The 25,745-nt window shown below is 60.8% G+C and carries 23 protein-coding genes; 18 read left to right on the top strand and 5 right to left on the bottom strand.

The window, feature by feature from the left end:
• Positions 1–44 precede the first annotated feature (44 nt).
• Complete coding sequence (locus LVD10_RS01690) at positions 45–1,667, bottom strand: electron transfer flavoprotein-ubiquinone oxidoreductase (RefSeq protein ID WP_237061873.1); 1,623 nt, start codon at positions 1,665–1,667, stop codon at positions 45–47.
• Positions 1,668–2,035: 368 nt separating this feature from the next.
• Here LVD10_RS01690 and LVD10_RS01685 point away from each other — a divergent pair, with 368 nt between their 5' ends.
• From LVD10_RS01685 to LVD10_RS01610, 16 genes are all read left to right on the top strand, one after another.
• Complete coding sequence (locus tag LVD10_RS01685; RefSeq protein WP_237061540.1) at positions 2,036–2,785, top strand: electron transfer flavoprotein subunit beta/FixA family protein; 750 nt, start codon at positions 2,036–2,038, stop codon at positions 2,783–2,785.
• Complete coding sequence (locus LVD10_RS01680; protein ID WP_232942628.1) at positions 2,785–3,714, top strand: electron transfer flavoprotein subunit alpha/FixB family protein; 930 nt, start codon at positions 2,785–2,787, stop codon at positions 3,712–3,714. Before LVD10_RS01685 ends, LVD10_RS01680 begins: the two co-directional genes overlap by 1 nt.
• Before the next feature lie 237 nt (positions 3,715–3,951).
• On the top strand, positions 3,952–4,653 hold the full coding sequence (locus tag LVD10_RS01675; RefSeq protein ID WP_237061538.1) for a type II secretion system protein N: 702 nt from the start codon (positions 3,952–3,954) through the stop codon (positions 4,651–4,653).
• An 81-nt stretch (positions 4,654–4,734) separates the two neighbouring features.
• On the top strand, positions 4,735–6,717 hold the full coding sequence (gene gspD / locus LVD10_RS01670) for a type II secretion system secretin GspD (RefSeq protein ID WP_237061536.1): 1,983 nt from the start codon (positions 4,735–4,737) through the stop codon (positions 6,715–6,717).
• On the top strand, positions 6,714–8,210 hold the full coding sequence (gspE, locus tag LVD10_RS01665) for a type II secretion system ATPase GspE (protein WP_237061528.1): 1,497 nt from the start codon (positions 6,714–6,716) through the stop codon (positions 8,208–8,210). Before gspD ends, gspE begins: the two co-directional genes overlap by 4 nt.
• 2 nt (positions 8,211–8,212) lie before the next feature.
• On the top strand, positions 8,213–9,430 hold the full coding sequence (gene gspF / locus LVD10_RS01660) for a type II secretion system inner membrane protein GspF (RefSeq protein ID WP_232942620.1): 1,218 nt from the start codon (positions 8,213–8,215) through the stop codon (positions 9,428–9,430).
• 56 nt (positions 9,431–9,486) lie between these two features.
• On the top strand, positions 9,487–9,915 hold the full coding sequence (gene gspG / locus LVD10_RS01655) for a type II secretion system major pseudopilin GspG (RefSeq protein WP_305080394.1): 429 nt from the start codon (positions 9,487–9,489) through the stop codon (positions 9,913–9,915).
• Positions 9,916–9,933: 18 nt separating this feature from the next.
• Positions 9,934–10,533 carry a type II secretion system protein gene (locus LVD10_RS01650; RefSeq protein WP_237061526.1) on the top strand — a complete coding sequence of 200 codons (600 nt, stop codon included), beginning with the start codon at positions 9,934–9,936 and terminating at the stop codon, positions 10,531–10,533.
• On the top strand, positions 10,530–10,955 hold the full coding sequence (gspI, locus tag LVD10_RS01645) for a type II secretion system minor pseudopilin GspI (protein WP_232942616.1): 426 nt from the start codon (positions 10,530–10,532) through the stop codon (positions 10,953–10,955). The genes LVD10_RS01650 and gspI overlap by 4 nt, the downstream gene beginning before the upstream one ends.
• On the top strand, positions 10,955–11,788 hold the full coding sequence (gspJ, locus tag LVD10_RS01640; protein ID WP_237061524.1) for a type II secretion system minor pseudopilin GspJ: 834 nt from the start codon (positions 10,955–10,957) through the stop codon (positions 11,786–11,788). The genes gspI and gspJ overlap by 1 nt, the downstream gene beginning before the upstream one ends.
• Entirely contained in the window at positions 11,778–12,794 is a 1,017-nt protein-coding gene (gene gspK, locus LVD10_RS01635; protein ID WP_237061519.1) for a type II secretion system minor pseudopilin GspK, read from the top strand. Before gspJ ends, gspK begins: the two co-directional genes overlap by 11 nt.
• Positions 12,791–14,185, top strand: coding sequence for a type II secretion system protein GspL (gspL, locus tag LVD10_RS01630; RefSeq protein WP_237061517.1), 1,395 nt, complete (start codon positions 12,791–12,793; stop codon positions 14,183–14,185). Before gspK ends, gspL begins: the two co-directional genes overlap by 4 nt.
• A 35-nt stretch (positions 14,186–14,220) precedes the next feature.
• Positions 14,221–14,712, top strand: coding sequence for a type II secretion system protein M (locus LVD10_RS01625; RefSeq protein ID WP_232942608.1), 492 nt, complete (start codon positions 14,221–14,223; stop codon positions 14,710–14,712).
• Positions 14,713–14,929: 217 nt separating this feature from the next.
• On the top strand, positions 14,930–15,199 hold the full coding sequence (locus LVD10_RS01620) for an acetyltransferase (RefSeq protein ID WP_232942606.1): 270 nt from the start codon (positions 14,930–14,932) through the stop codon (positions 15,197–15,199).
• A gap of 97 nt (positions 15,200–15,296) precedes the next feature.
• Positions 15,297–15,500 (top strand): DUF2788 domain-containing protein, encoded by a 204-nt coding sequence (locus LVD10_RS01615; protein WP_232942604.1) that lies wholly within the window; start codon positions 15,297–15,299, stop codon positions 15,498–15,500.
• 53 nt (positions 15,501–15,553) lie between these two features.
• Positions 15,554–17,761 carry a hybrid sensor histidine kinase/response regulator gene (locus LVD10_RS01610; RefSeq protein ID WP_232942602.1) on the top strand — a complete coding sequence of 736 codons (2,208 nt, stop codon included), beginning with the start codon at positions 15,554–15,556 and terminating at the stop codon, positions 17,759–17,761.
• Between the two features lie 60 nt (positions 17,762–17,821).
• Here the strand turns inward: LVD10_RS01610 and LVD10_RS01605 are convergent, their stop codons facing one another.
• Positions 17,822–20,977, bottom strand: coding sequence for a TonB-dependent receptor (locus tag LVD10_RS01605; protein WP_237061514.1), 3,156 nt, complete (start codon positions 20,975–20,977; stop codon positions 17,822–17,824).
• 259 nt (positions 20,978–21,236) lie between these two features.
• Between LVD10_RS01605 and LVD10_RS01600 the strand changes: the two genes are divergently transcribed.
• Entirely contained in the window at positions 21,237–22,049 is an 813-nt protein-coding gene (locus tag LVD10_RS01600; protein WP_237061513.1) for a S1/P1 nuclease, read from the top strand.
• A 22-nt stretch (positions 22,050–22,071) separates the two neighbouring features.
• Here the strand turns inward: LVD10_RS01600 and arsJ are convergent, their stop codons facing one another.
• The 3 genes from arsJ to LVD10_RS01585 are packed head-to-tail and all read right to left on the bottom strand — an operon-like array spanning position 22,072 to position 24,752.
• Entirely contained in the window at positions 22,072–23,307 is a 1,236-nt protein-coding gene (gene arsJ, locus LVD10_RS01595) for an organoarsenical effux MFS transporter ArsJ (RefSeq protein ID WP_237061512.1), read from the bottom strand.
• A 45-nt stretch (positions 23,308–23,352) separates the two neighbouring features.
• A complete protein-coding gene (locus LVD10_RS01590; RefSeq protein ID WP_237061511.1) occupies positions 23,353–24,357 on the bottom strand; it encodes an ArsJ-associated glyceraldehyde-3-phosphate dehydrogenase in 1,005 nt (334 codons plus the stop codon).
• Between the two features lie 50 nt (positions 24,358–24,407).
• Entirely contained in the window at positions 24,408–24,752 is a 345-nt protein-coding gene (locus LVD10_RS01585; protein WP_232942592.1) for a metalloregulator ArsR/SmtB family transcription factor, read from the bottom strand.
• 308 nt (positions 24,753–25,060) lie between these two features.
• On the opposite strand from LVD10_RS01585, the gene modA reads away from it, so the two are divergent.
• The gene (gene modA, locus LVD10_RS01580) at positions 25,061–25,744 is read left to right on the top strand and encodes a molybdate ABC transporter substrate-binding protein (RefSeq protein WP_237061510.1); all 684 of its coding nucleotides are present in this window, start codon (positions 25,061–25,063) and stop codon (positions 25,742–25,744) included.
• Position 25,745 lies beyond the last annotated feature (1 nt).

Raw genomic sequence — 25,745 nt, 5'->3', positions numbered from 1 at the left:
TGATATTGGGGGCAAAAAAAGGCGCCCGAAGGCGCCTGGAAACTTTACATGTTGGGGTAGTTGGGACCACCGCCGCCCTCAGGGGCGATCCAGACAATATTCTGGGTCGGGTCCTTGATGTCACAGGTCTTGCAGTGCACGCAGTTCTGCGCATTGATCTGGAAGCGCTTGCCATCGGCATCTTCAACCACTTCGTATACGCCCGCCGGGCAGTACCGCTGCGCCGGCTCGTCGTAGATGGGAAGGTTGTGGTTCAGCGGGATCTCGTCATCCTTCAGTGTCAGGTGACAGGGCTGGTCTTCCTCATGGTTGGTGTTGGAGATGAATACCGAGGAGAGCTTGTCAAAGCTCAGCACGCCGTCGGGCTTCGGGTAGTCAATCTTCTTGCAGTCCGCGGCCGGCTTGAGCTGGGCGTGATCCGCCTTGGTGTCACGCAGGGTCCACGGCAGCTTGCCCTGGAAGATGTTGATATCCAGGAAGGCGTAGGCGGACCCGAGAATGTTGCCGAACTTGTGCTGGGCGGGGCCGAAGTTGCGCTGCTTGTGCAGTTCCTTCCAGGCCCAGCTGTTGCGGTACTTGTCGCTGTATCCGGTCAGTTCGTCACTGGCCCGGTCTGCGGCCAGGGCTTCTGCCACGACCTCGGCAGCGATCATGCCGGACTTCATGGCGGTATGGTTGCCCTTGATTTTGGCAAAGTTCAGGGTGCCGGCGTTGTCGCCGATCATCAGGCCGCCCGGGAAGGTCATTTTGGGCTGGGACTGCAGGCCGCCCTTGGTGATGGCGCGGGCGCCATAGGCCACGCGCTGGCCGCCCTCCAGGTACTGCTTGATTACCGGGTGGTGCTTGTAGCGCTGGAACTCGTCAAACGGGCTGACGTGGGGGTTGCTGTAGGCCAGGTCGGTAATCAGGCCCACCACGACCTGGTTGTCTTCCAGGTGATACAGGAAGCCGCCGCCGTGGGAACCGCTCTCGTCGAGGGGCCAGCCAGCGGTGTGGACTACCAGGCCTTCCTGGTGTTTGTCGTCGGTAACCTTCCAGATTTCCTTGATGCCGATACCGTAGTGCTGAGGGTCCTTGCCTTCATCCAGCTTGAACTTGCTGATCAGCTGCTTGCCCAGGTGTCCGCGACAGCCCTCGGCAAAAAGGGTGTACTTGGCATGCAGTTCCATGCCCGGCATGTAGGCGTCTTTGTGTTCGCCCTTGGCGCCGACACCCATATCCCCGGTGGCGATACCCTTGACGGAGCCGTCCTCGTTGTAGAGGACTTCGGCTGCGGCGAAGCCCGGGAAGATCTCCACGCCCAGGTTTTCCGCCTGCTCCGCCAGCCAGCGGCACAGGTTGCCCAGGCTGATGATATAGTTGCCTTCATTGTGCATGGTGCTGGGCACGAAGAGGTTGGGCACCTTGGTGGCCTTTTCTGCACCGCCCATTACATAGATGTCATCACCCTTGACCGGGGTATTCAGCGGCGCGCCGCGTTCTTTCCAGTCGGGGAAGAGCTCGTTCAGGGCGGTGGGCTCGAATACAGCGCCGGAGAGGATATGGGCACCCACCTCGGAGCCTTTCTCGACCACGCACACCGAGATGTCTTCGTTGAGCTGACGAATACGGCAGGCCGCCGCCAATCCCGCCGGACCGGCGCCCACGATAACTACGTCGTATTCCATTGATTCGCGTTCCACGGCGCTCTCCTCCGCTGGTTGCACTCGAGTATTCAGGGACCACAGGGGTCACGGTTCTTATATTGGTCGGCGAGTATAACGGTGTTTGAACAGCCCTACCAATTGCAGGAGTATTCAATTCCCGTGGCAAATGCGCCGAAATTCAACGGCTTGCGCCGGTTTATCGGCGACACGGATGCCCGGTCATCAGTCATATGAATAGTCTGGACAGCTATTATCAGCCTATTGATTTTGCGCATTAGAAGGCTCAACATACACCGCGTTCAAACAACTGTTTGACCGAAGAATCATATTTGTTCGCGATATGACCTGTCAGTCGCGGCTCCAAAATAGATTAGCGAGACGGGATTTCCATGAAAGTTCTTGTAGCTGTGAAACGCGTTGTGGACTACAACGTCAAGGTTCGCCCGAAGGCGGACGGTTCCGACGTCGATACCGCAAACGTGAAAATGTCGATCAACCCCTTCTGTGAAATAGCCGTCGAAGAGGCGGTTCGCCTCAAGGAAAAGGGTGTAGTCAGCGAGATCGTTGTTGTTTCCATGGGCTCAAAGCAGTGCCAGGAACAGATTCGTACCGCCCTGGCCCTGGGTGCCGACCGCGGTATCCTGGTCGAGACCGATGAAGAACTGCAGCCCCTGGGCGTGGCCAAGTGCCTGAAAGCCATCGTTGAGAAGGAAGAGCCGCAAATGGTCATCATGGGCAAGCAGTCCATCGATGGCGACAACAACCAGACCGGCCAGATGCTGGGCGCACTGACCGGCATGGCCCAGGGTACCTTCGCTTCCGAGGTGGTCGTGGAAGACGGTTCTGCCAGGGTGACCCGCGAGATCGACGGTGGCCTGCAGACCATTGAGCTGAAGCTGCCGGCCATTGTCACCACCGACCTGCGCCTGAACGAGCCGCGCTACGCCTCCCTGCCGAACATCATGAAGGCCAAGAAGAAGCCGCTGGATACCACCACCCCGGCTGAGCTGGGTGTCGATATTGCCCCGCGCTTCAAGACCCTGAAGGTCGAGCCGCCGGCTGAGCGCCAGGCGGGCGTGAAGGTCGCTGACGTAGCGGAACTGGTGGAAAAACTGAAGAACGAGGCGAAGGTAATCTGATGAGCATCCTGGTTATTGCGGAACACGACAACGCCGAACTGAAGGGCGCGACACTGAACACCATCGCTGCTGCCAAGGCGATTGGTGATGATATTCACGTACTGGTTGCCGGTGCCGACTGCGGCGCGGCTGCCGAGGCGGCTGCCAAGGTGGAAGGTGTCAGCAAGGTCCTGGTTGCCGATAACGCAGCCTACGGCCACCAGCTGGCAGAAAACGTGGCCAAGCTGGTTGCTGACCTGGGTAAGGACTACGGTCACGTGCTGGCCCCGGCCACTACCACCGGCAAGAACATGCTGCCGCGCGCTGCGGCGCTGCTGGATGTGCAGCCCATTTCCGACATCATCGCAGTCGAGAGCGCCGATACCTTCAAGCGCCCGATCTATGCCGGTAACGTCATTGCCACCGTGCAGAGCTCCGATGCCATCAAGGTGGTTTCTGTGCGCACTACCGCGTTTGACGCCGTGTCCGCTGAGGGCGGCTCTGCGACGGTGGAAGCCGTTGATATTGCCGATGATGCCGGCGTGTCCAGCTTTGTCGGTGAGGAGCTCGCCGAGTCCGATCGCCCGGACCTGACGGCTGCCAAGGTGGTCATCTCCGGTGGCCGCGGCATGCAGAATGGCGACAACTTCGAGATGCTCTACAAGGTTGCCGACAAGCTCGGAGCCGCTGTGGGTGCGTCGCGCGCAGCCGTGGATGCGGGCTTCGTGCCCAACGACATGCAGGTGGGCCAGACCGGCAAGATCGTAGCCCCGGACCTGTATATCGCCGTTGGTATCTCCGGTGCCATCCAGCACCTGGCAGGTATGAAGGATTCCAAGGTGATCGTCGCTATCAACAAGGACGAGGAAGCGCCGATCTTCTCGGTGGCAGATTACGGCCTGGTGGCAGACCTGTTTGACGCCGTGCCGGAGCTCGAAACAAAGTTGTAATCCTGGGTTAATATACTACCCGGCATTCGGAAGGCGGCCCCCGGGCCGCCTTCTTTGCGCCAGCCAGGCAATGCCGGGTGGTATCAGGACTTTTTCTCGTCTGGATACCTGTGGGTGCCCACTAAGTGGTACCCGACGCCAAATACGGAACATTGCCTTTCCGGGTGTGACCAAAGACAATAGGCGTCAATAACAGTTTAGGTAAGTCGATCTCGTTATTGACTCACAGGGTGTTCCATGACCGCAGTATCTCGTGCGTTCAGTGCTTTTCGCGATCGTTTCGCGCGCACTGAAGGCCGCAAGTCACTTCCGCGCAGCACCGTGGCCGCAGCCGCCGTGGCCGGTGGGTGGTTGCTGCTGAATGCGACTGCCTATGGCTCACTGCTCATCCCTTCTTCCCCGGAGGACTCTCTCCTTGCTTCCCGTGAGGCCGGTCCGGTAGCCAATGCGCGCTCCGCACGCCTGCCTGCAACTGCATTTTTCGGCACGGCGGCGGCCGAAGAGCGTGGGGAAGAACCGGAACTGGATCTGGCCAATATACCCATCACCCAGCTGAACCTGGTGCTGTCAGGCGTACTGGACAGCAGCCAGAAGCAGCGCGCCAGTGCACTGGTGGCCGAGCGGGGCAAGCCGGCCGAACGGGTTTACGTCGGTGAAGCTTTGCCCGGTGGCGCAAAGTTGCACTCGGTGGCTGTTGACCATATTGTGCTGGAACGCGGGGGGCAGATGGAAAAGCTGACCTATCCCGATGCGGATGGGCGGCCCAGTGTTCCCCAACGCAACTATTCGGCCAGCAGTGCCAGCGCTGCGGCCAGGGCGGCGCTCCGCTCGAGCAGTAGCAACACCAATAACGAGCGGTCACGGGCCTCGGTACGCGATCGGCTGGAGGAGCTGCGGCGCCTGGCAAAGGAACGCCGGGCAGAGCGCCAGACCCAGTAGTACTGAATAAAACAACAAGATTTTTGCATCGCGACGTCCCAAATTTGCATCGCGACATCTCAAATAAGAGTCAGTTAATCAATGATCAGGATGGTTTACCGGCGGCTGCTAGCCGCATTTGCAGTGGCATTGCTAGCAACGTCAGTCGTGGCGCAATCCCCGGAAAGAGTCACCCTGTCTCTCGATAACGCCGATATTCGCGACCTGATCAACTGGGCAGCTGACTTCACCGGCAAGAACATCATCGTTCACCCGAACGTCAAGGGTAAGGTCACGGTGGTGGCCGGCGACCCGATGACCCATGAGGAGGCTTTTGATGTCTTCATGTCGGTGCTGCAGGTCAACGGCTTCAGCCTGGTGGAGCAGGGCGGTACCTGGAAAGTGGTGCCGGATGCCCTGGCCAAGCAGCAGGCGATACCAGTCACCGACGACAGCTCGCGCGCACCGGCGGAGTCACTGGTAGTACGCACGGTGCGGGTTGAAAATATCTCCGCGACCCAGTTGATCGCCATGCTGCGGCCCCTGATCCCCCAGACCGGCCACCTGGCTGCTTATTCCGACACGAACACCCTTATCATCGCCGATCGCGCCGCCAACATTGACCAGATTGTCCGCCTGGTTCGGCAGCTGGACCGTGCCGGGGCCATCGATATCGAGCTGGTGCCGCTGCAGTTTGCCTCCGCCAAGGAGGTCAAGCAGGTACTGAGCGAGCTGCTGCAGTCCGGCGGCAAGCAGGCCAACGAGGCCCAGCCGCTGCGCATTGCGGTCGATGAACGCTCAAATTCCGTACTGCTGACCGGCGACCCGGTGACCCGCCAGCAGCTCAAGAACGTGATCATGCGGCTCGACCAGCCGCTCGAGGGGGACGGCAATACCGCCGTCATTTACGTGCAGTATGCCAAGGCTGCCGACCTGAAGCCGATTCTCGAGGGCATGAGTGGCAGTATCCAGAAGACGGAAAAGGACCAGCAGGCGGCCGATGTCGAGGTCAGCATCCAGGTCAATGAATCCCTCAACTCCCTGGTCCTGACCGCACCGCCAGCATTGCTGGAAACCATGAAGGGTGTGATTGCCAAGCTGGATGTGCGCCGGGCGCAGGTGCTGATCGAGGCGATTATTGTCGAAGTGACTGAGGGTACCGGCAACGAGCTTGGCATCCGGTGGATCGCCGGCGCCAGCGACGATGTAGTGGCGGGTTTCCGCAACGATGCCGCCCGCAGTAACGTGGTCGACGAGGACGGCAACGTCGTCAGTGAGGATTTCAATCCCTTCTCACTGGATCCCCGCAACCTGCTGGTCCCGGGCGCACTGAACCTGGGTTACCTGAGTGGTACCGATATCCGCGTGGCAGTGAATGCAATCGCGCGGGAGAGCAACGCCAATATCCTCTCGACGCCCACCATCATGGCGCTCGACAACGAGGAAGCCGAAATCCTGGTGGGCCAGAACGTGCCGTTTATCACCGGTGAGCAGCTGCTGTCCGGCAGCAACAATGACCCGTTCACCACCATCCAGCGGCAGGATATCGGTACCACCCTCAAGGTCACCCCGCGGGTGAACAACAATAATTCTGTAACCCTGGATATCGAGCAGAAAGTCGAGAACGTGCTCCCCACCAACGAGGGTGCTTCGGATATCGTCACCAGCAAGCGCGAGATCCGTACCCGGGTACTGATTGACGATGGGGCGATGCTGGTACTGGGTGGCCTGATCGAGGACCAGGTTACCGAGACCAAGGAAAAAGTGCCGCTACTGGGGGATATTCCCGGCATTGGGCGGTTGTTCCGGTCCAGCTTCAAGGATGTCACCAAGACCAACCTGATGGTGTTCCTGCGCCCGCGGATCCTCACCACGCGCCGCGCCGGCTACGAGGAGACTCGCAAGCGCTACCTGGACCTGCAGCGCAAGCAGCTGGACATCAAGGACAACACCAGCTACATCTGGGACTGGCACCGGGGTGACGTGCTCCCGGACCTGCTGCCACCTTCGGGCTCCTACGATGATGCCGAATCTTCCCCCCCGGTCCAGGTGCTGGAAGCGGAAGAGGCAGGGGCAGAAAAATGACGGCCAATGCGGTATCCGCGGCGGCGTCTTCCCGGCGTCTCCCCTATACCTTCGCCAAGCGCCACCGGGTGCTGCTGGTGGATGTGAACGGGCAGCCCCGTTGCCAGTATGTGGCGCCACTCAACCCGACCGTACTGGGTGAGGTGCAGCGGCTGACCGGCGCCGAACTGGATATCGAGGCGGTCGGTGAAAGCGAGTTCCAGGCGGCCCTGCAGGGACTTTATGAAAACCGCGAGGGTGGCAACCTGTCGGATGTCGAGGGACTTGGCGATGAGCTGGACCTGGCTGCCGTTGTCGATGCGCTGCCCGAGACCGAGGACCTGCTGGAGCAGGAAGACGATGCGCCCATCGTCAAGCTGATTAATGCCATTTTTGCCGAGTCCCTCAAGCAGGGGGCCTCGGATATCCATATTGAGACATTCGAGAAACGCCTTGTGGTGCGCTTCCGCGTGGATGGCGTGTTGCGCGAGGTACTGGAGCCCCGCCGGGCCCTGGCACCACTGCTGGTCTCCCGTATCAAGGTAATGGCGAAGCTGGACATCGCGGAGAAGCGGGTCCCGCAGGATGGCCGGATCTCCCTGCTGATGGCCGGCCGCGAGGTCGATGTGCGTGTTTCCACCATGCCCTCCAGTGCCGGCGAGCGGGTCGTGATGCGACTGCTGGACAAGCAGGCAGGCAAGATGGACCTGCGCCAGCTGGGCATGGCCGGCCACGACCTTGAAGTAATGACCGACCTGCTGACCCGTCCCCACGGTATCCTGCTGGTAACCGGGCCCACCGGTTCGGGTAAGACCACCACCCTCTATGCCGGACTCGGCAGTATCAACAACCGCGAGAAGAACATCCTGACGGTTGAGGACCCGGTCGAGTACAACCTCGAGGGGGTGGGGCAGACCCAGGTCAATACCAAGGCTGATATGACATTTGCCCGCGGCCTGCGTGCGATCCTGCGCCAGGACCCGGATGTGGTGATGGTCGGTGAGATCCGTGACCTCGAAACCATGCAGATTGCCATCCAGGCCAGCCTGACCGGGCACCTGGTACTGTCCACCCTGCACACCAATACCGCCCTGGGCGCGGTAACGCGCCTTGTCGATATGGGTATCGAGCCGTTCCTGCTGTCATCGAGCCTGATCGGCGTGCTGGCGCAGCGGCTGGTGCGGGTGCTGTGCGAGGAGTGCCGCGAGGCACACCCGGCTGATGCCACTGAACGCCGCATGCTGGGGATTGGCGGTGACGAGGATGTCACGATTTATCGACCCCGTGGCTGCGAGGCCTGTAACCACAGCGGCTATACCGGCCGGGTTGGTATTTATGAGCTGGTACCGGTCAACGAAACCATGCGCCAGTTGATTCACGACCGGGCTTCAGAGAGCAAGCTGGTGATCGAGGCCCGCAAGGTGGCCCCCAGCATACGGGAGGATGGCATTGCCAAGGTGCTGTCCGGTGTGACTTCACTGGAAGAAGTCCTGCGGGTAACCCAGGAGTCCTGATTGTGGCCGCATTCCAGTACATCGCCCTGACCGACTCGGGCCGCAAGAACCGCGGCACCCTCGAAGCCGACAGTGCCCGGGCCGCGCGGCAGCAGCTGCGCTCACGCGGGCTGGTGCCACTCGAGGTGGAGCCGGCCGCGGGGCCGGCAGAGAGCCATTCGGGCGGCCTGCTGGCGGGAAGCCCCGGCCTGAGCGTCAAGCACCTGGCATTGCTGACCCGGCAGCTGGCGACCCTGCTGCGTGCAGGTATCCCGCTGGAGGAGTCCCTGGGGGCCATCGCCAACCAGACCCGTAACCACAAGATCCGCCGGATCGTACTGGCCGTGCGTGGCAAGGTACTGGAGGGGCACAGTTTCGCCCAGGCACTGGGCAGTTTTCCCCGGGCCTTCCCGGGACTCTATCGTGCTACTGTCGAGGCAGGTGAGCACTCCGGCCACCTCGATAAAGTGCTTGAGCGACTTGGGGATTACACCGAGAACCAGCAGAAATTCCGCCAGAAGGTCCAGCTGGCCCTGATTTACCCGATTGTGCTGGTATTTATCTGCGTCCTGGTTGTCACCGGCCTGATGGTTTATGTGGTACCGGATGTGATCGAGGTATTTACCGGAACCGGCCAGGCCCTGCCACTGCCGACACGCATCCTGGTGGCCATGAGCGATTTCATCTCTGCCTGGGGCTGGCTGGTGCCGCCCGCACTCGCCGTGCTGGTGGGGCTGGTGGTCGCGCTGTTGCGCCGGCCGGCAATCCGTTATCGCTTCCATCACCGGCTTCTGGAAATGCCAGTGATCGGCTGGTTGGTCCGCGGCGCACAGAGCGCACGCTATGTCGGCACCCTTGCGATCCTTACCGGCAGCAGCGTACCCCTGGTCCAGGCCATGGGAATAGCCAGTGGTGTAATGTCGAACGAATACCTCAAGGAGCGGCTGAAAACCGCACAGAAGTCCGTACGCGAGGGTGGCAGCCTGAGGCGTGCGCTCGAGGATGTTCAGTACTTTCCGCCGATGATGGTGTATATGATCGCCAGTGGTGAGTCGTCGGGCACCTTGGACGAGATGCTGGGAAGGGCCGCGGAATCCCAGGAGCAGGACCTGCAGGGGGCGGTAACCGCCTTTGTGAGCCTGTTCGAACCCGCCATGCTGCTGATCATGGCCGGGATAGTACTGTTTATTGTCATGGCGATCATGATGCCGATCATGAGCATGAACCAGATGGTGGTATAAAGGCTGGACGGTACCCGGGGGTCCCGCATCGGCCTGGAAACAAGAGGGTAGAAAAGATGAAAACAATGAAGAGAAACGGTGGCTTTACGCTGATCGAGATCATGGTCGTGATCGTGATCCTCGGGGTCCTGGGCGCACTGGTGGTACCAAACATCATGGGCCGTACCGGCGAGGCGCGGGTAAAGGCGGCGGTGACCGACCTGCGCGCCATCGAGACCGCGCTGGATATGTACCGCATGGACAACTTTGTCTATCCCAGTTCCGAACAGGGCCTGCAGGCACTGGTCAGCAAGCCATCCGGCTTCCCGGAAGCCAAGAACTGGACCCAGCCATACCTCAAGCGTGAGGCCAAGGACCCCTGGGGTAATGAGTACCAGTACATCAGTCCCGGCACAGAGGGCCCTTACGACCTCTACAGCCTGGGTGCCGACGGCAAGCCCGGTGGTGAGGGAGAGGCCTCGGACATTTTTGTCAGCGAACTGTAACCGCTGACGCCGATTGTGATGGGCGCTTCGCTTCGCCGCAGCCGTGGCTTTACCCTGATCGAATTGCTGGTGGTGATCGTGATTATTGCCACCCTCGCCGGCATGGCGGTTATTTCACTGGGGAGTGCGGGGCACCGGGTGTGGACCGGAGAGACCCAGCGGCTGGCAAATATATTGAGGCTGGTCGCCGATCGCGCGGTGATCGACAAGGCCCATTACGGCGTGCGGCTCGAGCGCGGCGAGTATTCAGTGGTGCGCTTCGAGCCGGCCACCATGCGCTGGGAAAAACCGGGAGGGAAGGGGGCCGGCCGGTCTTCGGCCAGCCGCTTTGCTGCACACCGCCTTCCCGACAATATTCGCCTTGAGGTGCTGGAGCAGGCCGAATTGCCCGGTGCCGAAGAATCCGCATTTGCCCCCGCCGGGTCCGGGGATGATGAAGCCCAGGTCCCACAATTTGTGGCACTCTCCAGCGGCGAAGTGCTGCCGGTGGAGCTGGCGGTCATACTGGTGGAGAACGGCGATTATGCCCGGGCGGCAAAGATTTCATACAGCAGCCTCAATGGCCTCGAGCTGGAATGGCAGCCTCAATGGCCTCGAGCTGGAATGGCAGGCCGATGACCTCTGAGCGTAGCCGCCGCGAAGGCGGCTTTACCCTGGTCGAAGTCCTGGTGGCGCTGGTCATTTTCGGCGTGATCGCGGCCAGCGTGCTGAAAACCATGCAGGACAGCGTGCGACACCAGGCGCTGATGGAGGAACGCCTGGCGGCCAGCTGGATCGCCCAGCAGGCCCTGGCGGAGATTCGCCTGCAAGAAGACTGGCCGCCCCTGGGGGAGAAAACCGAGCGCGTGCCCCAGGGCGCCCGGGAATGGCAGGTTACCGCGCGGGTCGAGAGCACTAATGAAGAGCGCCTGCGGCATATCATCATCGAGGTGGCCGAACCCGACAGTGAAACCCCGAGCCTGACACTGGATGCCTGGGCCGCGCGAGGCGTCACGACCGCCGGTGCCGGCAATGCACCATCGGGTGGGAGGCGCCAGTAATGGCGGCCTCTCCAGTGTCCCGGCCAATCGGCCGCCAGCACGGTTTTACCCTGATTGAGGTAATGGTGGTGCTGGTGCTGGTAGCCATCATCAGTATCGGGTCTTACGCGCTGCTCGACTCCTTCCAGAGTACCGACCGGGCCCTCGAGGCCCGGGCCGAGCAACTGCGGCGTATTTCCATGGCCATGTACCGGATCGAGGACGATATGCGCCAGGTTACTGCGCGACCGGTAAAGAACGGCTACACGGGCTATGAACCGGCCCTGCGCGGCGATGCCGATGAGCTTGAGTTTACCCGCCTGGGGGCCGCCAACCTGACCGGGGAACCCCGCGGGGAGCTGCAGCGACTGGCCTACAGCCTGGGTTTCCCGGAGGACAGCGCGGACTCCACCAGCGAGACTGGCGGCCTGTTACTGCGGCGGCGCTGGCGGGTGCTGGACCGTGCGCCCGACACCGAGGCAATCACCGAGCCACTCCTTGCCGGCGTGGACAACCTGTCATTCCGCTACTACGACGGCGACAGCGAGGCGTGGCTGGACCAGTGGCCGCCGCTCGGGTCGAATTCCGGGACCGGTGCGCCGGACAGCCGTTTGCCGCGGGCGGTGGAAATGCTGGTAACAACCCGCAATGCCGGTGAAATGCGGCGAGTCTACACATTGCCGCAGGTCGCCTCGTTTATTTCAGGCTCCGGCGGTGGCCGGGGGCCTGGGGGCGAGGAAGACCCCGGTGATGGTGCCGGTGACTCCGGGGGGGCAGGCGACCAGCCCGGAACTGACGAGGGCTCGGGTGAGGACTCAGGTGAACGCTCCGGGGAGGCCCGGGATGACGCCTAAATCCATGGCCGGGCAGCGGGGTGTCGCGCTGATCACCGTATTGCTGGTGATGGTAATTGCGATCGCTGCTGTGACCCATACCATCCTGCGCAATCGCATCGCTATTTCCCGGACAGCGGCGTTGCTGGCCAACACGCAGATGGCGGAGTTTGTGCACGGGGCGGAAGCCTGGACAAAGATTGCGCTTGAGCGTGACCACCAGCAGGATCGCGAGAATCCGCAGTCGGCTGACTCGGCACTCGACAGCTGGGCACTCGAAGCCCTGCAATTCAATCCTGATAATGGAAAAATGCGCATTAAAATCAAGGACTTAAATTCTTGTTTTAATGTGAATAATCTCGCCGGATCCGGGCAGGCATCGGCGGACCAGCGGGCGATATTTGAGCGCCTGGTGCGCAGTGTCAGCGGCAAGGGGGACCTGGCCTCGGCAATGCTCGACTGGGTCGACAGCGGTGATACGCCGCTGACCCCGGGCACTGAGGACAATGGCTACCTGGGACGCGAGATCGCGCACCGGACCCCGGATATCCCGATTACCGATATCTCGGAGTTGTCCGCAGTGCAGGGTATGGAGCGCGAGGACTGGGAGGCCCTGCGTCCGTTCCTTTGCGCCTTGCCGGAGTCGGGTACCGTGATCAATGTAAACTTTGCCCCGGCGGAATTGCTGGAAGCCATGGCCCCCGGGGCCAGGGCATCGCAGATCGAGAGCTTCCGTGAAGCGGACGGGGTTTTTACCGAAGCCTCGCAACTCGCCCCTTACGGCCTGGGGGGAGTCGCCGGGTTGGTGTTCCATAGCCAGTACTTCCTCGCCCAGATTGCGGTACAGCTCGGGCCGGGGCCGGAAAACCGGCAGTACTGGGAGACGACCTTCAGGCTCGATCAGGGTCGCGGCGAAGTGTCGATGGTTCAGCGCCAACGACGCATGTTCTCCGGCAATGAAGTTCGGGAATTACTTGAAAGCGAATCAGCTTCAGGCGAAAAAACCAATGAAAACAATGACATATGACTGAAACCTTAAGTGAGCGCAAAGAATTAGCGGGTAGTCGGCAGCCGTTGGTGCTGCTGCGACTGGCCGAGACGGCTGAGTCGGACCGGGTTACCGTGCAGTCCTGGACGGACCAGGGCTGGCGCCCGGTTCCAGTCGACGCGAAGTTCGCCGGTGCCTTTTCCCCCGACAGCGCTCCCACAGTGGCCCCTGTCTCTGCAGGTATGGTGGAGCCCCGTGAGGGCGATGGTTCAGCTGCTGACGGTGCGACGACGCCGGAGTTCCCTGTGGGTTCACGGGTCGTCCTGTTATTGCCCGGCAGCTGGGTCTGGAGTGGCGTCGAGTCGATTCCCAGGGCGGCACGAAAGCAGAGCAGCGCCGTGGGTTATATGGTCGAGGAGCGCCTAGCGGAAGATGTGGAAGACCTGCATTTTGTTTGCCAGCCGCGCACCGGGGACCTCTGTTCGGTTTACGCGATCCGTCACGAGAAGATGGCGGCCCTCAGTGCCCAGCTGCAACGCCTGCAATGGCCAGTGGCTGCAGCCCTGCCGGAGTACCAGTTGCTGGATCTCCTCGATACTGACGTAAGCCTGTGGCTCGATGGGGATCGGGCCCATATCTGGCGTGCCGCCGGGCATGGCCTCACTGTGCGCCGGCGTTACCTGCAGCCTCTGCTGGCCTCGCTGGCGGAGCCGGGTGACGAGCGGTCCGGTGAATCTCCGGATGGTGGCTCCCCTGTAGGTGAGGTTTCCCGGGCCGATCATTCGCTGAGCCTGCTGGGTGCGGGTGAGCAGGACGAAATGGCCGTGGCTGAACTGGAGTCGCTGTTCGGCCATGGGCTGCAGCGGGTTGAAGGGGATGCCGGGGAGTACCTGCTTTCCCGGCTCAGGATTCCCCTCCTGGCCAACCTGCTGGTGGGGGATTATCGGCCCGTGGGCAGCGCGGATGAGTCCAGTTGGTGGATAAAGCCACTCAAGGTGGCCGCTGCGTGTTTTGTATTGCAGTTGATGCTGTTCCTCGCCGGCGGCGCTTATTACAGCTGGCAGGCCGGGCAACAGGACGCGCAGGCGCGGGCGCTGTTCGCCGAGCTATTTCCCAATGCACGTGCCGGTGCCGATGTCCGCCGCCAGATCCAGGGGTACCTGAACCAGGCCGGTAATGGTGGTGCGGGCTTCGCCCGACAGGTGACCACACTCAGCCAGGCATGGGAGCAGCACCGCGGGGAGCCATTACAGCTTCAGTCCCTGCGCTTCGATGGCAACCGTGGGGAGATGGTGATCCAGCTGCAGGCCGCGAGCCTGGGGGAGCTGGATGGCTTTGTGGGACGCCTGTCCTCCGGGCAGTACCGGGCCGAGCTGCTGGCTGCCAACGAGCTCGAAGACGGAGTTTCGGGCCGGATCCGGCTGCGCTGAGCAAGCACAATAAATAGACATAAGTACCCTGGAAGATGAAAGAAAAGATCGAGCAACTGCAGCAGCGATGGCGGGCCCTGCCGCCCAATGACCAGCGGGCCCTGGGGGCCCTGACCCTTTTTCTCGGCGGGATGTTCCTGGTCTACGGCCTGTTTATGCCCGCCAAGCACTTCTTCGACGATGCCCGTGCCAGGGCAGAGGAGTCACGGGAGCTTGTCGCCTGGATTGAATCCCAGCGCCCGGTACTGGAGCAGCTGGACCCGGTAGCGGGCGCGATGACCGAGCAGGGCGCGGGCACCCTGCTGCAGCGTGTCACGGCCGCAGCAGAGCGCCACCAGATTACCATCAAGCGCTTCGAGCCCGAGGGGCAGGGAAGGATTCGGCTCTGGATTGAGCGCGCGCGCTACGAGGACCTGCGGCCCTGGTTCAATACCCTCATAGAGCAGAAATTTATGCTCCGGACGGTAAACCTGGATGCGCTGCCTGAAGAGGGCATGGTATCGGCGAGACTCACGCTGGAGGGCTGACTCCGGTATCGATGCAGGTAAACCTCGATACTTTCGATGTTTTGTCGGTAGCTGAATTCGTAAAAATCGTATGGTAATCGGCCCTACAGCACGCAGGGCTTCGATTTTTTCGGGCTTGCATGAAGTTTGGGCCGCTTCTGAATTTCTACACCACAGCCGGCCGGTTCCCACAAATTGCCCCTATACTGTCGATAGAGATGATGAATAGGGTGCCAAGATGCTGTTCAGAGATACTTCGACCAACCATCTCGTGGAAGTGGCCGATATCGTAACGCTCGCCAATCCCTATGAGCTGACGGTGGTGGGGCGATACCTGTGGGGCGAGGAGGTGCAGGATCCTGAGGTCTTTGACAAGACCCAGCTGAGCTTCCTCTCCGGTGAGGCACTACCGCGTTGCTGGCATGACAGCCGTTACCGCGACCGCGAAGTGCGGCGCCTGAAATGCGGCACACGTGCCGAAGATGGTGATTATTACCAGGGGGCCTGAATTTCTCCCGGGAGAGTTGGCCATTAGGCGGCAAAATACTCGCGGGTGGACCCGGTAAAATGTAAAATGCGCGCCAAATTTGTATCTGTGGTAACCCATGACGTTTGCGCAATTTGAAGAGTACTCCCTCTGGCTGGGTATCGGTGGCCTGATCCTCTTTATGCTGTTTATCGTCTGGGACCTGGCTAAAAAGTCCAGGGCCGGCAGGTTCGGTACCCTCATTCTTTTCCTGGCACTGGGCCTCGGCCTCCTCGGGTTTATTATCAAGACGGTGCTGGTAGAAGTCATGGGTATCGGCTAGGGATTACCCGATGCATGCATTCGGGCCGCCGGGCCTATTCAGGGAAGGGCATAATGCCAATATTTGACCGCCCAGAACTCAAGGTACAGAAGGATCGGCGAGTCTGCCGGGCCACTGATACCCGGATCGCCAAATACAGCCGCCGGGGTATGCTGCTGACCCTGCTGGCTTTTGCGATCGCCGCCGCCATGGGCGACCTGCGCCTGCAGGCTCCACGCTTGTTGCTGGTACTGGGTGTGGTGCTGGTGCTGCTGACACTGGTGCGGGGCTACTATGTATTCCGCTTCAGCCACCTCTATGCCACCGGCCCGGTGCGCTGGCGCCGACGGTACTTCTTCGTTTCCACCCTCGGGGCGGCCTGGTGGGGGGTAATCCTGCTGTTCCACGAGTGGTTACTGGGCTTCGCCCCGGTGACCCATTTCCTCTGGCTCTACACGGTGGTTTTCTGCTCCAGTGTGGCCTCGGTCTTTGCCCCATACCACCGCTTCCTTATCTGGTTCGTCTCCGCGTGCCTGGTTCCAGCCGCGGTCAAGGCGATCCTGTCCGCCGATATCCTGGGCACCATCTATGGTGCCCTGACCTTTGCCTTTATCTGGTTGACCGCTCACCAGGCGCGGAGGGAATCGCAGAATTACTGGGACCGCCTGTCGGCAATGCAGGAACTGCAGCAGCGGGCGAGCAACCTGGCGGCCGCGCGCAAGCACTCTGAGGCAGCGGTTGAGCTTACCAACGAGTTTGTCGCCAATATCGGCCAGGAATTCCGCAGCCAGCTGTCCGATTCGCTCGGCGCACTGGCGCTTCTCGAGGCAGACGACCTCAGCGAGCGCCAGCGGGAATGGGTAAGGCTGGCCAAGAACGCCGGCAGCCAGCAGCTGAAGCTGGTGGATAACGTCGGCCTTTTCACGCGTGTCGCGCGCAAGGATATACGGCTGCGCCAGGGTCCTTTCAACCTGGTCAAGACAATTGAAAAGTCCTTCAAATTTGCCGCCCGGGCCGCTCATCGCCAGAACCTGGAGTTCAACTTCCAGATTGACGACAACCTCCCGGTGATGGTGACCGGCGACAACCGCAAAACCGCACAACTGATCCGAAACCTGGTTGACTCCGCCACTGCGGTGGCCCAGGCCGGCGAGCTCTGGGGGCAGGTGAATTTTGCCCCGATTACCAGTTTCGAGGGCCAGCTTACCATCCACCTCAATGACGATGGCCGGGGAGAGATCCTGCCTGACGAAAGCGAGCTGTTCGGCGCTTTTGCCCGCCTCGACACCAACCAGGTGACCAGCGGGCTGGGGCTCTCAATCGCCAAGGGACTGGCCGAGGCAATGGGAGGCTACCTGCAGGTGAACTCCACGCCCGAGGGCAACCGCTATGAAGTGGTGGTCAAACTTGCGATGGAGCCGAACCAGAGGGTCTACCTGACTCCCGATCGTCGCCTGCAGGACAGCGAAGTGCTGGTGCTGCACGAGGGCGGCCTGTTTGTTTCCGGCCTGGTGCAACAGCTGCGGTCTTTTGGCATGGAAGTGGATTGCGGCAAGTGGTCCAGGTCCAACAGCGAGACCGTGCTGCAATTACAGCGGGCAGTGGAGCGGCAGCAACTCCTGATCATGGTGCCAGCCATGGGTGCCCGGCAGATGCTGGTGGAGGTCTCGGAGTTTTTCAACAGCCTGAATGGCGATGGGACTCAATCTAAAGTCGTGTGCCTGGGGGCACCGGGACACAAGGTCGATTTCGCTCCGCTGATGCAGGCGTTGCCCGAAGCCAAGTACATCCGGCGGCCGGTCACCCGAAAGGAACTGCATGATGCCCTGATCGAACGGCTGTTTGGTGGGGTGAAGAAGGCCAGCCGGCGTATCGTTTCCACCATCAGTGCCCACCCCCGCCAGCGGTCGCTGTTGCTGATCGAAGAGTCCCGCCAGCACCAGGGGGTGACTGAGGAAATGCTGAGCGCGCTCGGGTACCAGGTGGATGTGGCTGCGGCAGTGGAAGAGGCGCTGGAACGGCTGGGGGATAAGAGTTACGACCTGCTGCTGGTGGACTGCCAGCAGAATACCGACCACAGTGCGGAGATCATCGATCGGCTGCGCCACTGGGAGTCGGAGCACTCGCCGGATGACCGGATGCCCATTGTTGCCCTGACCAGTACCACCGAAGAGCAGTTCGAGGGTCGCTGCCTGGCCGCAGGCATGGACGACTACCTGACCAAGCCGCTGAACAAGGAATCCCTGCAGGAAACCCTGGAACGCTGGCTGGGCGACGCCTGAGTAAGCTGAGCCAGGTACCCGGGGCCTTGCTGGCCCCGGGTTGAGGGCTACGTCGTTACATCAGAACTGGTAGCGAATGCCCAGCCGCGCGCGCCAGAGGGAGGCATCTGCCACCCGGGTCTGGCCCGCCGGATCCAGGAACTCCTCGAAGACATAGCGTCCCTGTTCGTCCACGCCGGCACTGACCGCCGCCTGGTAACGGGGGAAGCCGCCCTCGTACATTACCCCCCACTCATCGTTCAGCAGGTTGCCCAGGTTCTCCACCACAAAGTAGGCGTTGGCGCGATCATCGGCCCGGAAGCCCGGCAGTTCCTGGTTGATCTTCAGGTCGAACTTGGTCCACCAGTCGCTGCTGAGTTCATTGCGCTCCGCTATCCCACCCCGGTCCAGCTCCTCACTGTCCAGGAAAGCAAAAAAAGCATCCGTGTCGAAACCTTCCGCAAAGACGACATTCTGGTCGTCCGGACCACTGGGGACATAGAGCAGGTGCCGGGAGATAAAGCCGGTAGAGTCACCGAACTTGAAGCCGTCATCGAAGGTGTAGGTGTAGGGGCGCCCCTCGTTGGCGGAGCCGAACAGGGTGATGCGGGTCTCCAGGCCGGCGAAAAACTCCTGTGCGTAGTCCAGCTTCAGGGTGAACCGATGGGGTACGACATAGTTGGATGTCGCGGTACGCGGGTTCTCAGGGTCGGCGGTGGCAATATTCACGTAGTTTGAAAATGCGACCGAGCTGGTCATGGGATTGACATCCTCTGCCTCGGTGTAGGCGTAGCCCACAGCAGCGCTCAAGCCGGACTCGAAGGACTTGCTCAGCCCCAGGGAGACTACGGTTGAGTAGCCACTATCGCCCCGGGCGTTGGTCAGCATGAAGTCCTGCGAACGCCCCATGTCGCTTCCATAAATGGGGCGGCCGTCGATGGCTGTGCCCACCTGGACGCGGGAGATATCGCGTACGATTGCCGCATCCTGGTAGTCACTGTAAAGCAGGTCGGCTGATGCCAGGTAGCCGTCGCCAAATTCGTAGCTGCCACCGATTGCATATTTCCAGACCGAGGGCACTTCGAAATCCGGGTCCAGCAGGTTGACTCCGCCATTGTCACCTTCGCCGCTGGCGACCGCGTCATAGAGTTCCGCCGGCACGTCGTAGATCGGCTGGCCGGAGCCGGTCCAGGCCAGGTCGAACAGGCTCTGCTGGCTGAAATCGGCGAGTGAAGTCTCTATCTGGGTAACGCCGTCGTTGGAATAGTTGTTGGAAATCCAGACATTGGGATTGCCGCCGGAATAGAGGCCGATACCACCGTGAATCTCAGCGCTGTCGGCCAGGCTCCAGTTGAAGCCGATACGTGGCTGCAGCAGGTCCTTGCCATCGAGGTTGGCCCGGTTGGAGAAGCCGTAGGCTGAAACGATATCGCCATTGTCTACCGGCCGCTCATCACTGCTATAGCGGTCGTAGCGGAAGCCACCCACCAGGGTCAGGTCGACACTGGCAAAGGTGAACTCGTCCTGCAGGTAGAAGGTGTCGATGGCATAGCTGAATTCGGCCGCAGCGTCCTGGGGATTATTGCTCCCGCTGGCATTCTCGTAAATCAGGACGGAAGGGGTACCTGCGGCAAATTCCGCGATACTGCCAAAGCGGTACTCGCCTTCGGCTTCCTGGACAAACATATTGAAGACATCGAACGTCTCGCGCTCATAGCCACCGTAGAGGCGGTGCTCACCCAGCTGCAGGTTGCCGGCGAGCTTCAGGCTGAGGCTTTCATAGCTCAACTTGTTCGCATGGCGGGAATCGTCAGCGCCGAGATAAACGGTCGCCCGGGACGCATTGCCATCACCGTCGTCATCGTTTTCGGTGCGAATCTGTACCTCCCCAAACTCGGTGCCTCCCAGCGAGAGCTGGCGGTTGTCCAGTTCCGAGTAGCCGATCTTGACCTCGGTTGAAAAGATGTCACTCCAGTCGGAATACAGCTGTCCCACGTAAGCATTGAGCTCTGCGCCGCGCTCGTAGTAGTGGTTGGAAAGCTCCAGTTCATCCGGGTCGCCGTCGGACTGGGCAATGCTGAAGCCATCATTGTAATTGTAGGTAAAGGCTGCCCGCTGGGTATCGGTGATATTCCAGTCAAACTTGACCAGCAGTTTCTCATCCTCTTCCGGGAGGCTGGATGGGAGCCCACCCGGGTCATAGCCGTAAATATCACGGGAGATACGCAGGATTTCCTCCAGCTGTGCCTGCGAGACACCCTGGACCGGGGTGGCAGTGTTACTGCCGGCCGGGCCCCGATCGAAAGTCGCCACGCCGTCAAGCTTTTCATAGGCGGCGAAGAAGAAGAGCTTGTCCTGGATAATCGGGCCGCCCAGGGTGGTGCTGTAGCGCTGCTCATCGAACGGGGCAATATTGATATCGTCGCCCTCCAGTTGGTCTCCGCGCATGCCGTCATCGGTGTAATCGTAAAACACCGACCCGTGCCACTGGTTGTCCCCGGATTTGGTAACTGCATTGATGTTGCAGGCGCTGAAACCGCCGTACTGGACATCGAACGGGGCGAGCTCCACGGCCACTTGCTGGATGGCATCGTAGGAGAAAGGCATCCGCTCGGTAGGGTAGCCATTGCTGTTCAGGCCGAAATTATCATTCATCCGCACGCCGTCGACAGTAAGGCTGTTGAAGCGCGGGTTGGCGCCGGCACATTGTACTGAATCGTTAAAGGCCTCATCGACGTACAATCGCGGGTCCAGCCGTACCAGGTCTTTCAGGTCCCTGTTAATCGCCGGGGCACTTTCCAGATCGTCAAGACTGAAGTGCGAGGAGGGCCCTACTGCAGTGGCAGTAGGGTCCTGGACATTGGCCACAACACTGATTTCTTCCATCGCCTCCGGCGCCAGGCTCAGGTTCAGCGGCAGGGTGTCACCCAGCGAGAGATAAACCCCGTCGACTACCCGCCGCCCCTCGGGGGCATCGATGATCACCCGGTAAGGGCCGCCTACCCGGAGCCCGTCCAGGTTAAAGCGCCCAGATTCGCCGCTGGTGATCTCCCGGCGACTGTTTGACGGGGTATGCACTACGGTCACAGTAGCGTTATCCAGCGGCTGGCCGTCGAGTCCGGTCAGCTGTCCCCGAATGCCGGCACTCGTTTCCTGGGCCATGACGCCCGGTGCGCAGCTGATGGAAGCCGACACTGCTGCTGACAGCAGTGCGCGGGTAAAATTAATTCGTTTCATTGATTACTCCTGCTCCCTGGAAGGGTGGTTGAGATTCCTGCCCCTGGGAATTGCCGCGTTGCAGCATGCCCGCCAGAGACTGTTTTTTGTTGTTTACGCGAGCCCGGTCGCGCGGACACTTTGTAACAGCCTTGCTTTAACCTGCTGTGACGGTGAGGTTTCCGGTTTATCTCCGTGCGGTTATATTTTTGTTACTGATTACAAACTGTCATGACAGGTGGTTATCCTCGGGCACTCAAATAATCAAAGGACTTTGAACATGGTGAATAGCAGTACCGCAGTGACTGCATTGCTGGTTGCATTGATATTGAATTGCTTTTCCGCCACGGCCTGGGGCTGGGGGGAGGACGGTCATCGGGTAACCGGGGAGATCGCCTGGAGGCTACTTGATTCTTCAGTGCAGGAACCGGTTCAGGAACTTCTGGACGTAAAGGGAGAGGGGAGCCTGGCCGAGGCTGCGACCTGGGCGGATCGGATCCGTGGTGATGGGCAGTACGACTGGGCTGCCCCCCTGCATTACATCAGTCTCCCGCGTCACTGGCCTGGATACCAGCCGGGCCGGGATTGCCCGGAGCAGGGATGCATCCTGGAGGCCATTGCAAAGTTCCGGCAAATCCTGGCTGATCCTGATGCACCACAGCGAGAGCGGGCGGAGGCCCTGCTGTTTATTGTCCATTTCGTCGGTGACCTGCACCAGCCCCTCCACACCGGACTGGCCACAGACCGCGGGGGCAATGATGTGGAGGTGGAATTTTTCGGGTTTGGCACCAACCTCCATGCGCTGTGGGATGTTTTCCTGCCGGGGGGCTTCCTGACGGACTGGCAGGCATACGCGGAAAAGCAGGCCGCCGGGCTGGGGAAAAGGCGGTTAGATGCATGGCGCCGGGGCACGCCGGAGGACTGGGCCGCAGAGTCCCACCAGTTGGTGCATGAGTATGCGTATACAGAGAGCCGGGTACTTGGTGAAGACTACTACCTGCGCAACCGGCCGATTATCGAAAGGCGCTTGCAACAGGCCGGGGTAAGGCTGGCGGCATTGTTGAATAACGCGCTGGCGTCGGCGCGCCAGTAGCGGCGGGGGCCGGCACTGGGCGCTACAGGCTCCCGGCGGAATGGCTGGCCCTGGCCGTTTCCGCCGGCAGTGGCCATACAAACGCCGCGGCCAGCAGGATAAAGCCGACCGAGATCCACAGGCAGGCGTTCAGGCCTGCCACCTGGAATACCCAGCCGGAAAGCACCGTCCCCAATAAGCGGCCCATGGCATTCGCCATATAGTAAAAACCCACATCCAGTGATACGCCGTCCTCGCGGGCATAGCGCACAATCAGGTAACTGTGCAGTGACGAGTTGACGGCAAACAGCGCCCCGAACAACAGGAGTCCCCCCAGCAGGCTGGCCTGGGGCGGCAGCCCTGCCTGCAGCGCTATGGGGATGGCGGCGGTTACAAGCGCCAGTGACAGTGCCCAGCCGGTCGCGGCCCGGTTGACGGAACCACTGGTTGCGACGGAACCGGTGAACCTGGGGGCGAGTGACTGGATGACGCCGTAGCCTATGATCCAGATGGCCAGGAAGCTACCGATACGCCAGTGGTCCCAGCCGAATTCCATTCCCAGGTAGAGGGGCAGGGCGATAACAAACCAGACATCCCTGGCCCCAAAGAGGAACAACCGCGCAGCTGCCAACAGGTTGATTGCCCGGCTTTTGGAAAAGATATCCCGGAATTTTGCCTTCTGTTTTGCCCGGCCCAGGTCTTTCTTCAGCAGGCAGATACTCAGGAGCCAGACCAGGAACAGTGCCAGAGCCATTGCGCCAATGGCAGCGGTAAAGCCGATTGCACTCAGCAGCAGGGCCCCGAGGAAAAAGCCCAGACCCTTGAGGGCGTTCTTCGAGCCTGTGAGTATTGCCACCCATTTATACAGGGTCCCCTGGGCTTCACCCGGGACCAGTAACTTGATGGCGCTCTTGGCACTCATCTTGTTGAGGTCCTTGGCAATACCTGACAGGGCCTGCGCCGCCATTACCCACGGGACGGTCAGCATCGGCGATGGCAGCAGTAGCATGGAAAGCGCTACGACCTGTAGCCCAAGCCCGATATTCATGGTGCGGTTCAGTCCTACGCGGGCGCCCAGCCAACCTCCCAGCAGGTTGGTGACCACACCAAAGAATTCATAGAACAAAAACAACAGCGCGATCTGCAGCGGCGAATAGCCCAGCTCGTGAAAGTGCAGTACCACGAGCATGCGCAGGGCACCATCAGTAAGGGTAAACGCCCAGTAATTCCCGGTTACTACCAGGTATTGCCTGATTCCCGGTGAAAGGTGCTGAAACATCGACAAGTTGACCTATCTCAATACGTGCCCGTGAGAGGGGTTGCCTTACTGCCTGGCCCCGACCATGCGTGCCAGTTCCACGGTGCGGTTGGCGTAGCCCCATTCGTTGTCGTACCAGGCATAGAGCTTTACATGGGTACCGTTGACCACCATGGTCGAGAGCGCATCGACGATACTGGAGCGCGGATCGGTCCGGTAATCGATGGACACCAGTGGTCTTTCCTCGTAGCCGAGGATGCCCTGCAGGGGCCCTTCGGCAGCTTGCCGGAACAGTTCATTGACCTCTTCAGCGCTAGTGGCGGACTCAACTTCGAACACGCAATCGGTCAGGGAGGCATTAGCCAGTGGTACGCGTACCGCATGGCCGTTCAGCTTGCCCTCCAGCTCGGGGAAAATTGCGGTAATCGCAGTGGCTGAGCCAGTGGTGGTGGGAATCAGGCTCATTCCGCAGGCGCGGGCCCGGCGCAGGTCCTTGTGGGGCGCATCGAGGATGGTTTGCGTATTGGTGATATCGTGGATGGTAGTCATGGACCCATGGCGGATACCGAGGTTTTCGTGCAGTACTTTGACTACCGGTGCCAGGCAGTTGGTGGTGCACGACGCGGCAGTGACGATTTTGTGCTGATCCGGGTCAAACAGGTTGTGGTTCACACCCATCACCACATTCAGTACGGCGGCATCCTTTACCGGGGCGCTGACTACAACCCGGGCCACGCCCTGGTCGAGATAGGCCTGCAGCAGGTCTGTGCTGCGCATCTTTCCGCTGGCCTCGATTACAAGGTCACAGCCGGACCAGTCAGTGTCGCCAATCTCCCGGTTATTTGTGCACCGCAGGTTTTTATTGCCGATTACGATGGTATTTTCACCGGCCTGGGCCTCATGTTCCCACTGGCCATGTACGGAATCGAAGTTCAGCAGGTGCGCGAACGTGGCAGCATCGCCGCCCGGATCGTTGACCTGCACAAACTCGAACTCCGGCCAGTCCCATGCGGCGCGCAGGCACAGGCGGCCGATCCGCCCGAGACCATTGATACCTATCCTGATTGCCATTACAGAAATCTCCCTGAAAAGTGGTTTGTCGAGTTCGGGCGGGAGCTCGCTCAGCAGTTGCTAGAACAGCGTTCGGGGCGGTTCGCCATTCCCCCAAGTCGCTGCAGCGGCTCACTCAGCAACGCCTCATCGCCCTCAAGAGTATGTTGCAGGACAGCCGTGGCCCATTCCGGCATTTGCGGGGCAAGCCGGTAGAATACCCATTGCCCCTGGCGCCGGTCGCTCAGCAGGCCGCACTCACGGAGCTGGGCGAGGTGCCGCGATATTTTTGGCTGGCTATCGCCCAGGGCTTCCACCAGTTCGCATACACAGAGTTCGCCCTCCCGGGCAATCAGTAGCAAGCTACGCAGGCGGGTGCCATCTGCAAGGCACTTATAGAATTGCAACGGGCTCAAGGCCGGGTCCCCGGGGTAATGTTGAATAACTCCGGGCAGTATATATGGAAATCCATATATGTGGCAGTGGGAATGTTTATGCCATACCGGCACACGCCGGGGCATGAAAGTCCCGATGGTGCCGTGCTTGTAGGCCATGGGTGTATCGTGCAGTATAAGAGTAATTATGTGGAGATGGCCGCCTCGTGAAGGGGCAGACAGCAGCTTGCCAGGTGCGGGGAGGGAATTTGCGCGGGCGCCGGATACTCCTTTCATTAATACTCACCGCCATTGTGCTGCCTGCCCGGGCCGAAGAGGTAATTGCGGCCGTGGCTTCCAATTTTGCCGCACCCATGAAGGTGATCGCGGCAGCATTCGAGGAGTCCACCGGACATCGGGTGCGCCTGGCTTTCGGTTCCTCCGGAAAATTCTTCGCCCAGGTCAGCAATGGCGCCCCTTTCGATATTTTCCTCTCGGCCGACCAGGCCAAGCCTCACGCCCTCCTGAATGCCGGCCTGGCCGAGCCCGGTAGTGCATTCACCTATGCCATTGGCCGGCTGGTGCTCTGGTCTCCTGTAACCGGCAGGGTATCCGACGGCCCAGGGGCGCTGCGGGAAGGCGGATATCGCAAACTTGCGCTCGCCAATCCACGCCTGGCCCCTTACGGCGCCGCAGCCGTACAGGTGCTCGGCTCGCTGGAGCTGGTTGAGACGACTCGCAGCCGCTGGGTGCAGGGTGAAAATATTTCCCAGGCGTTCCAGTTTGTCGCCACTGGCAATGCGGAGCTGGGATTTGTTGCTTTATCCCAGGTAATGAAAGAGGGGCGAATCGCGCGGGGCTCCGGTTGGGTGGTGCCCTCCAGTATGCACCGGCCGATCCGCCAGGATGCAGTACTCCTGGAGCAAGGTGCAGAAAACCCGGCCGCCCGCGCCTTGCTCGCTTTCCTGCGCTCGCCCAGGTCTGCGGCCCTGATCGAGTCCCACGGCTACCAGCTACCCGTGAGCGAGGAGTAGC

Source organism: Microbulbifer zhoushanensis, assembly GCF_021729055.1.
In the GTDB taxonomy this organism is placed as follows: domain Bacteria; phylum Pseudomonadota; class Gammaproteobacteria; order Pseudomonadales; family Cellvibrionaceae; genus Microbulbifer; species Microbulbifer zhoushanensis.
Note: the sequence above shows the minus strand (reverse complement) of the source record. Positions and strands in the feature narration are given on the sequence as shown.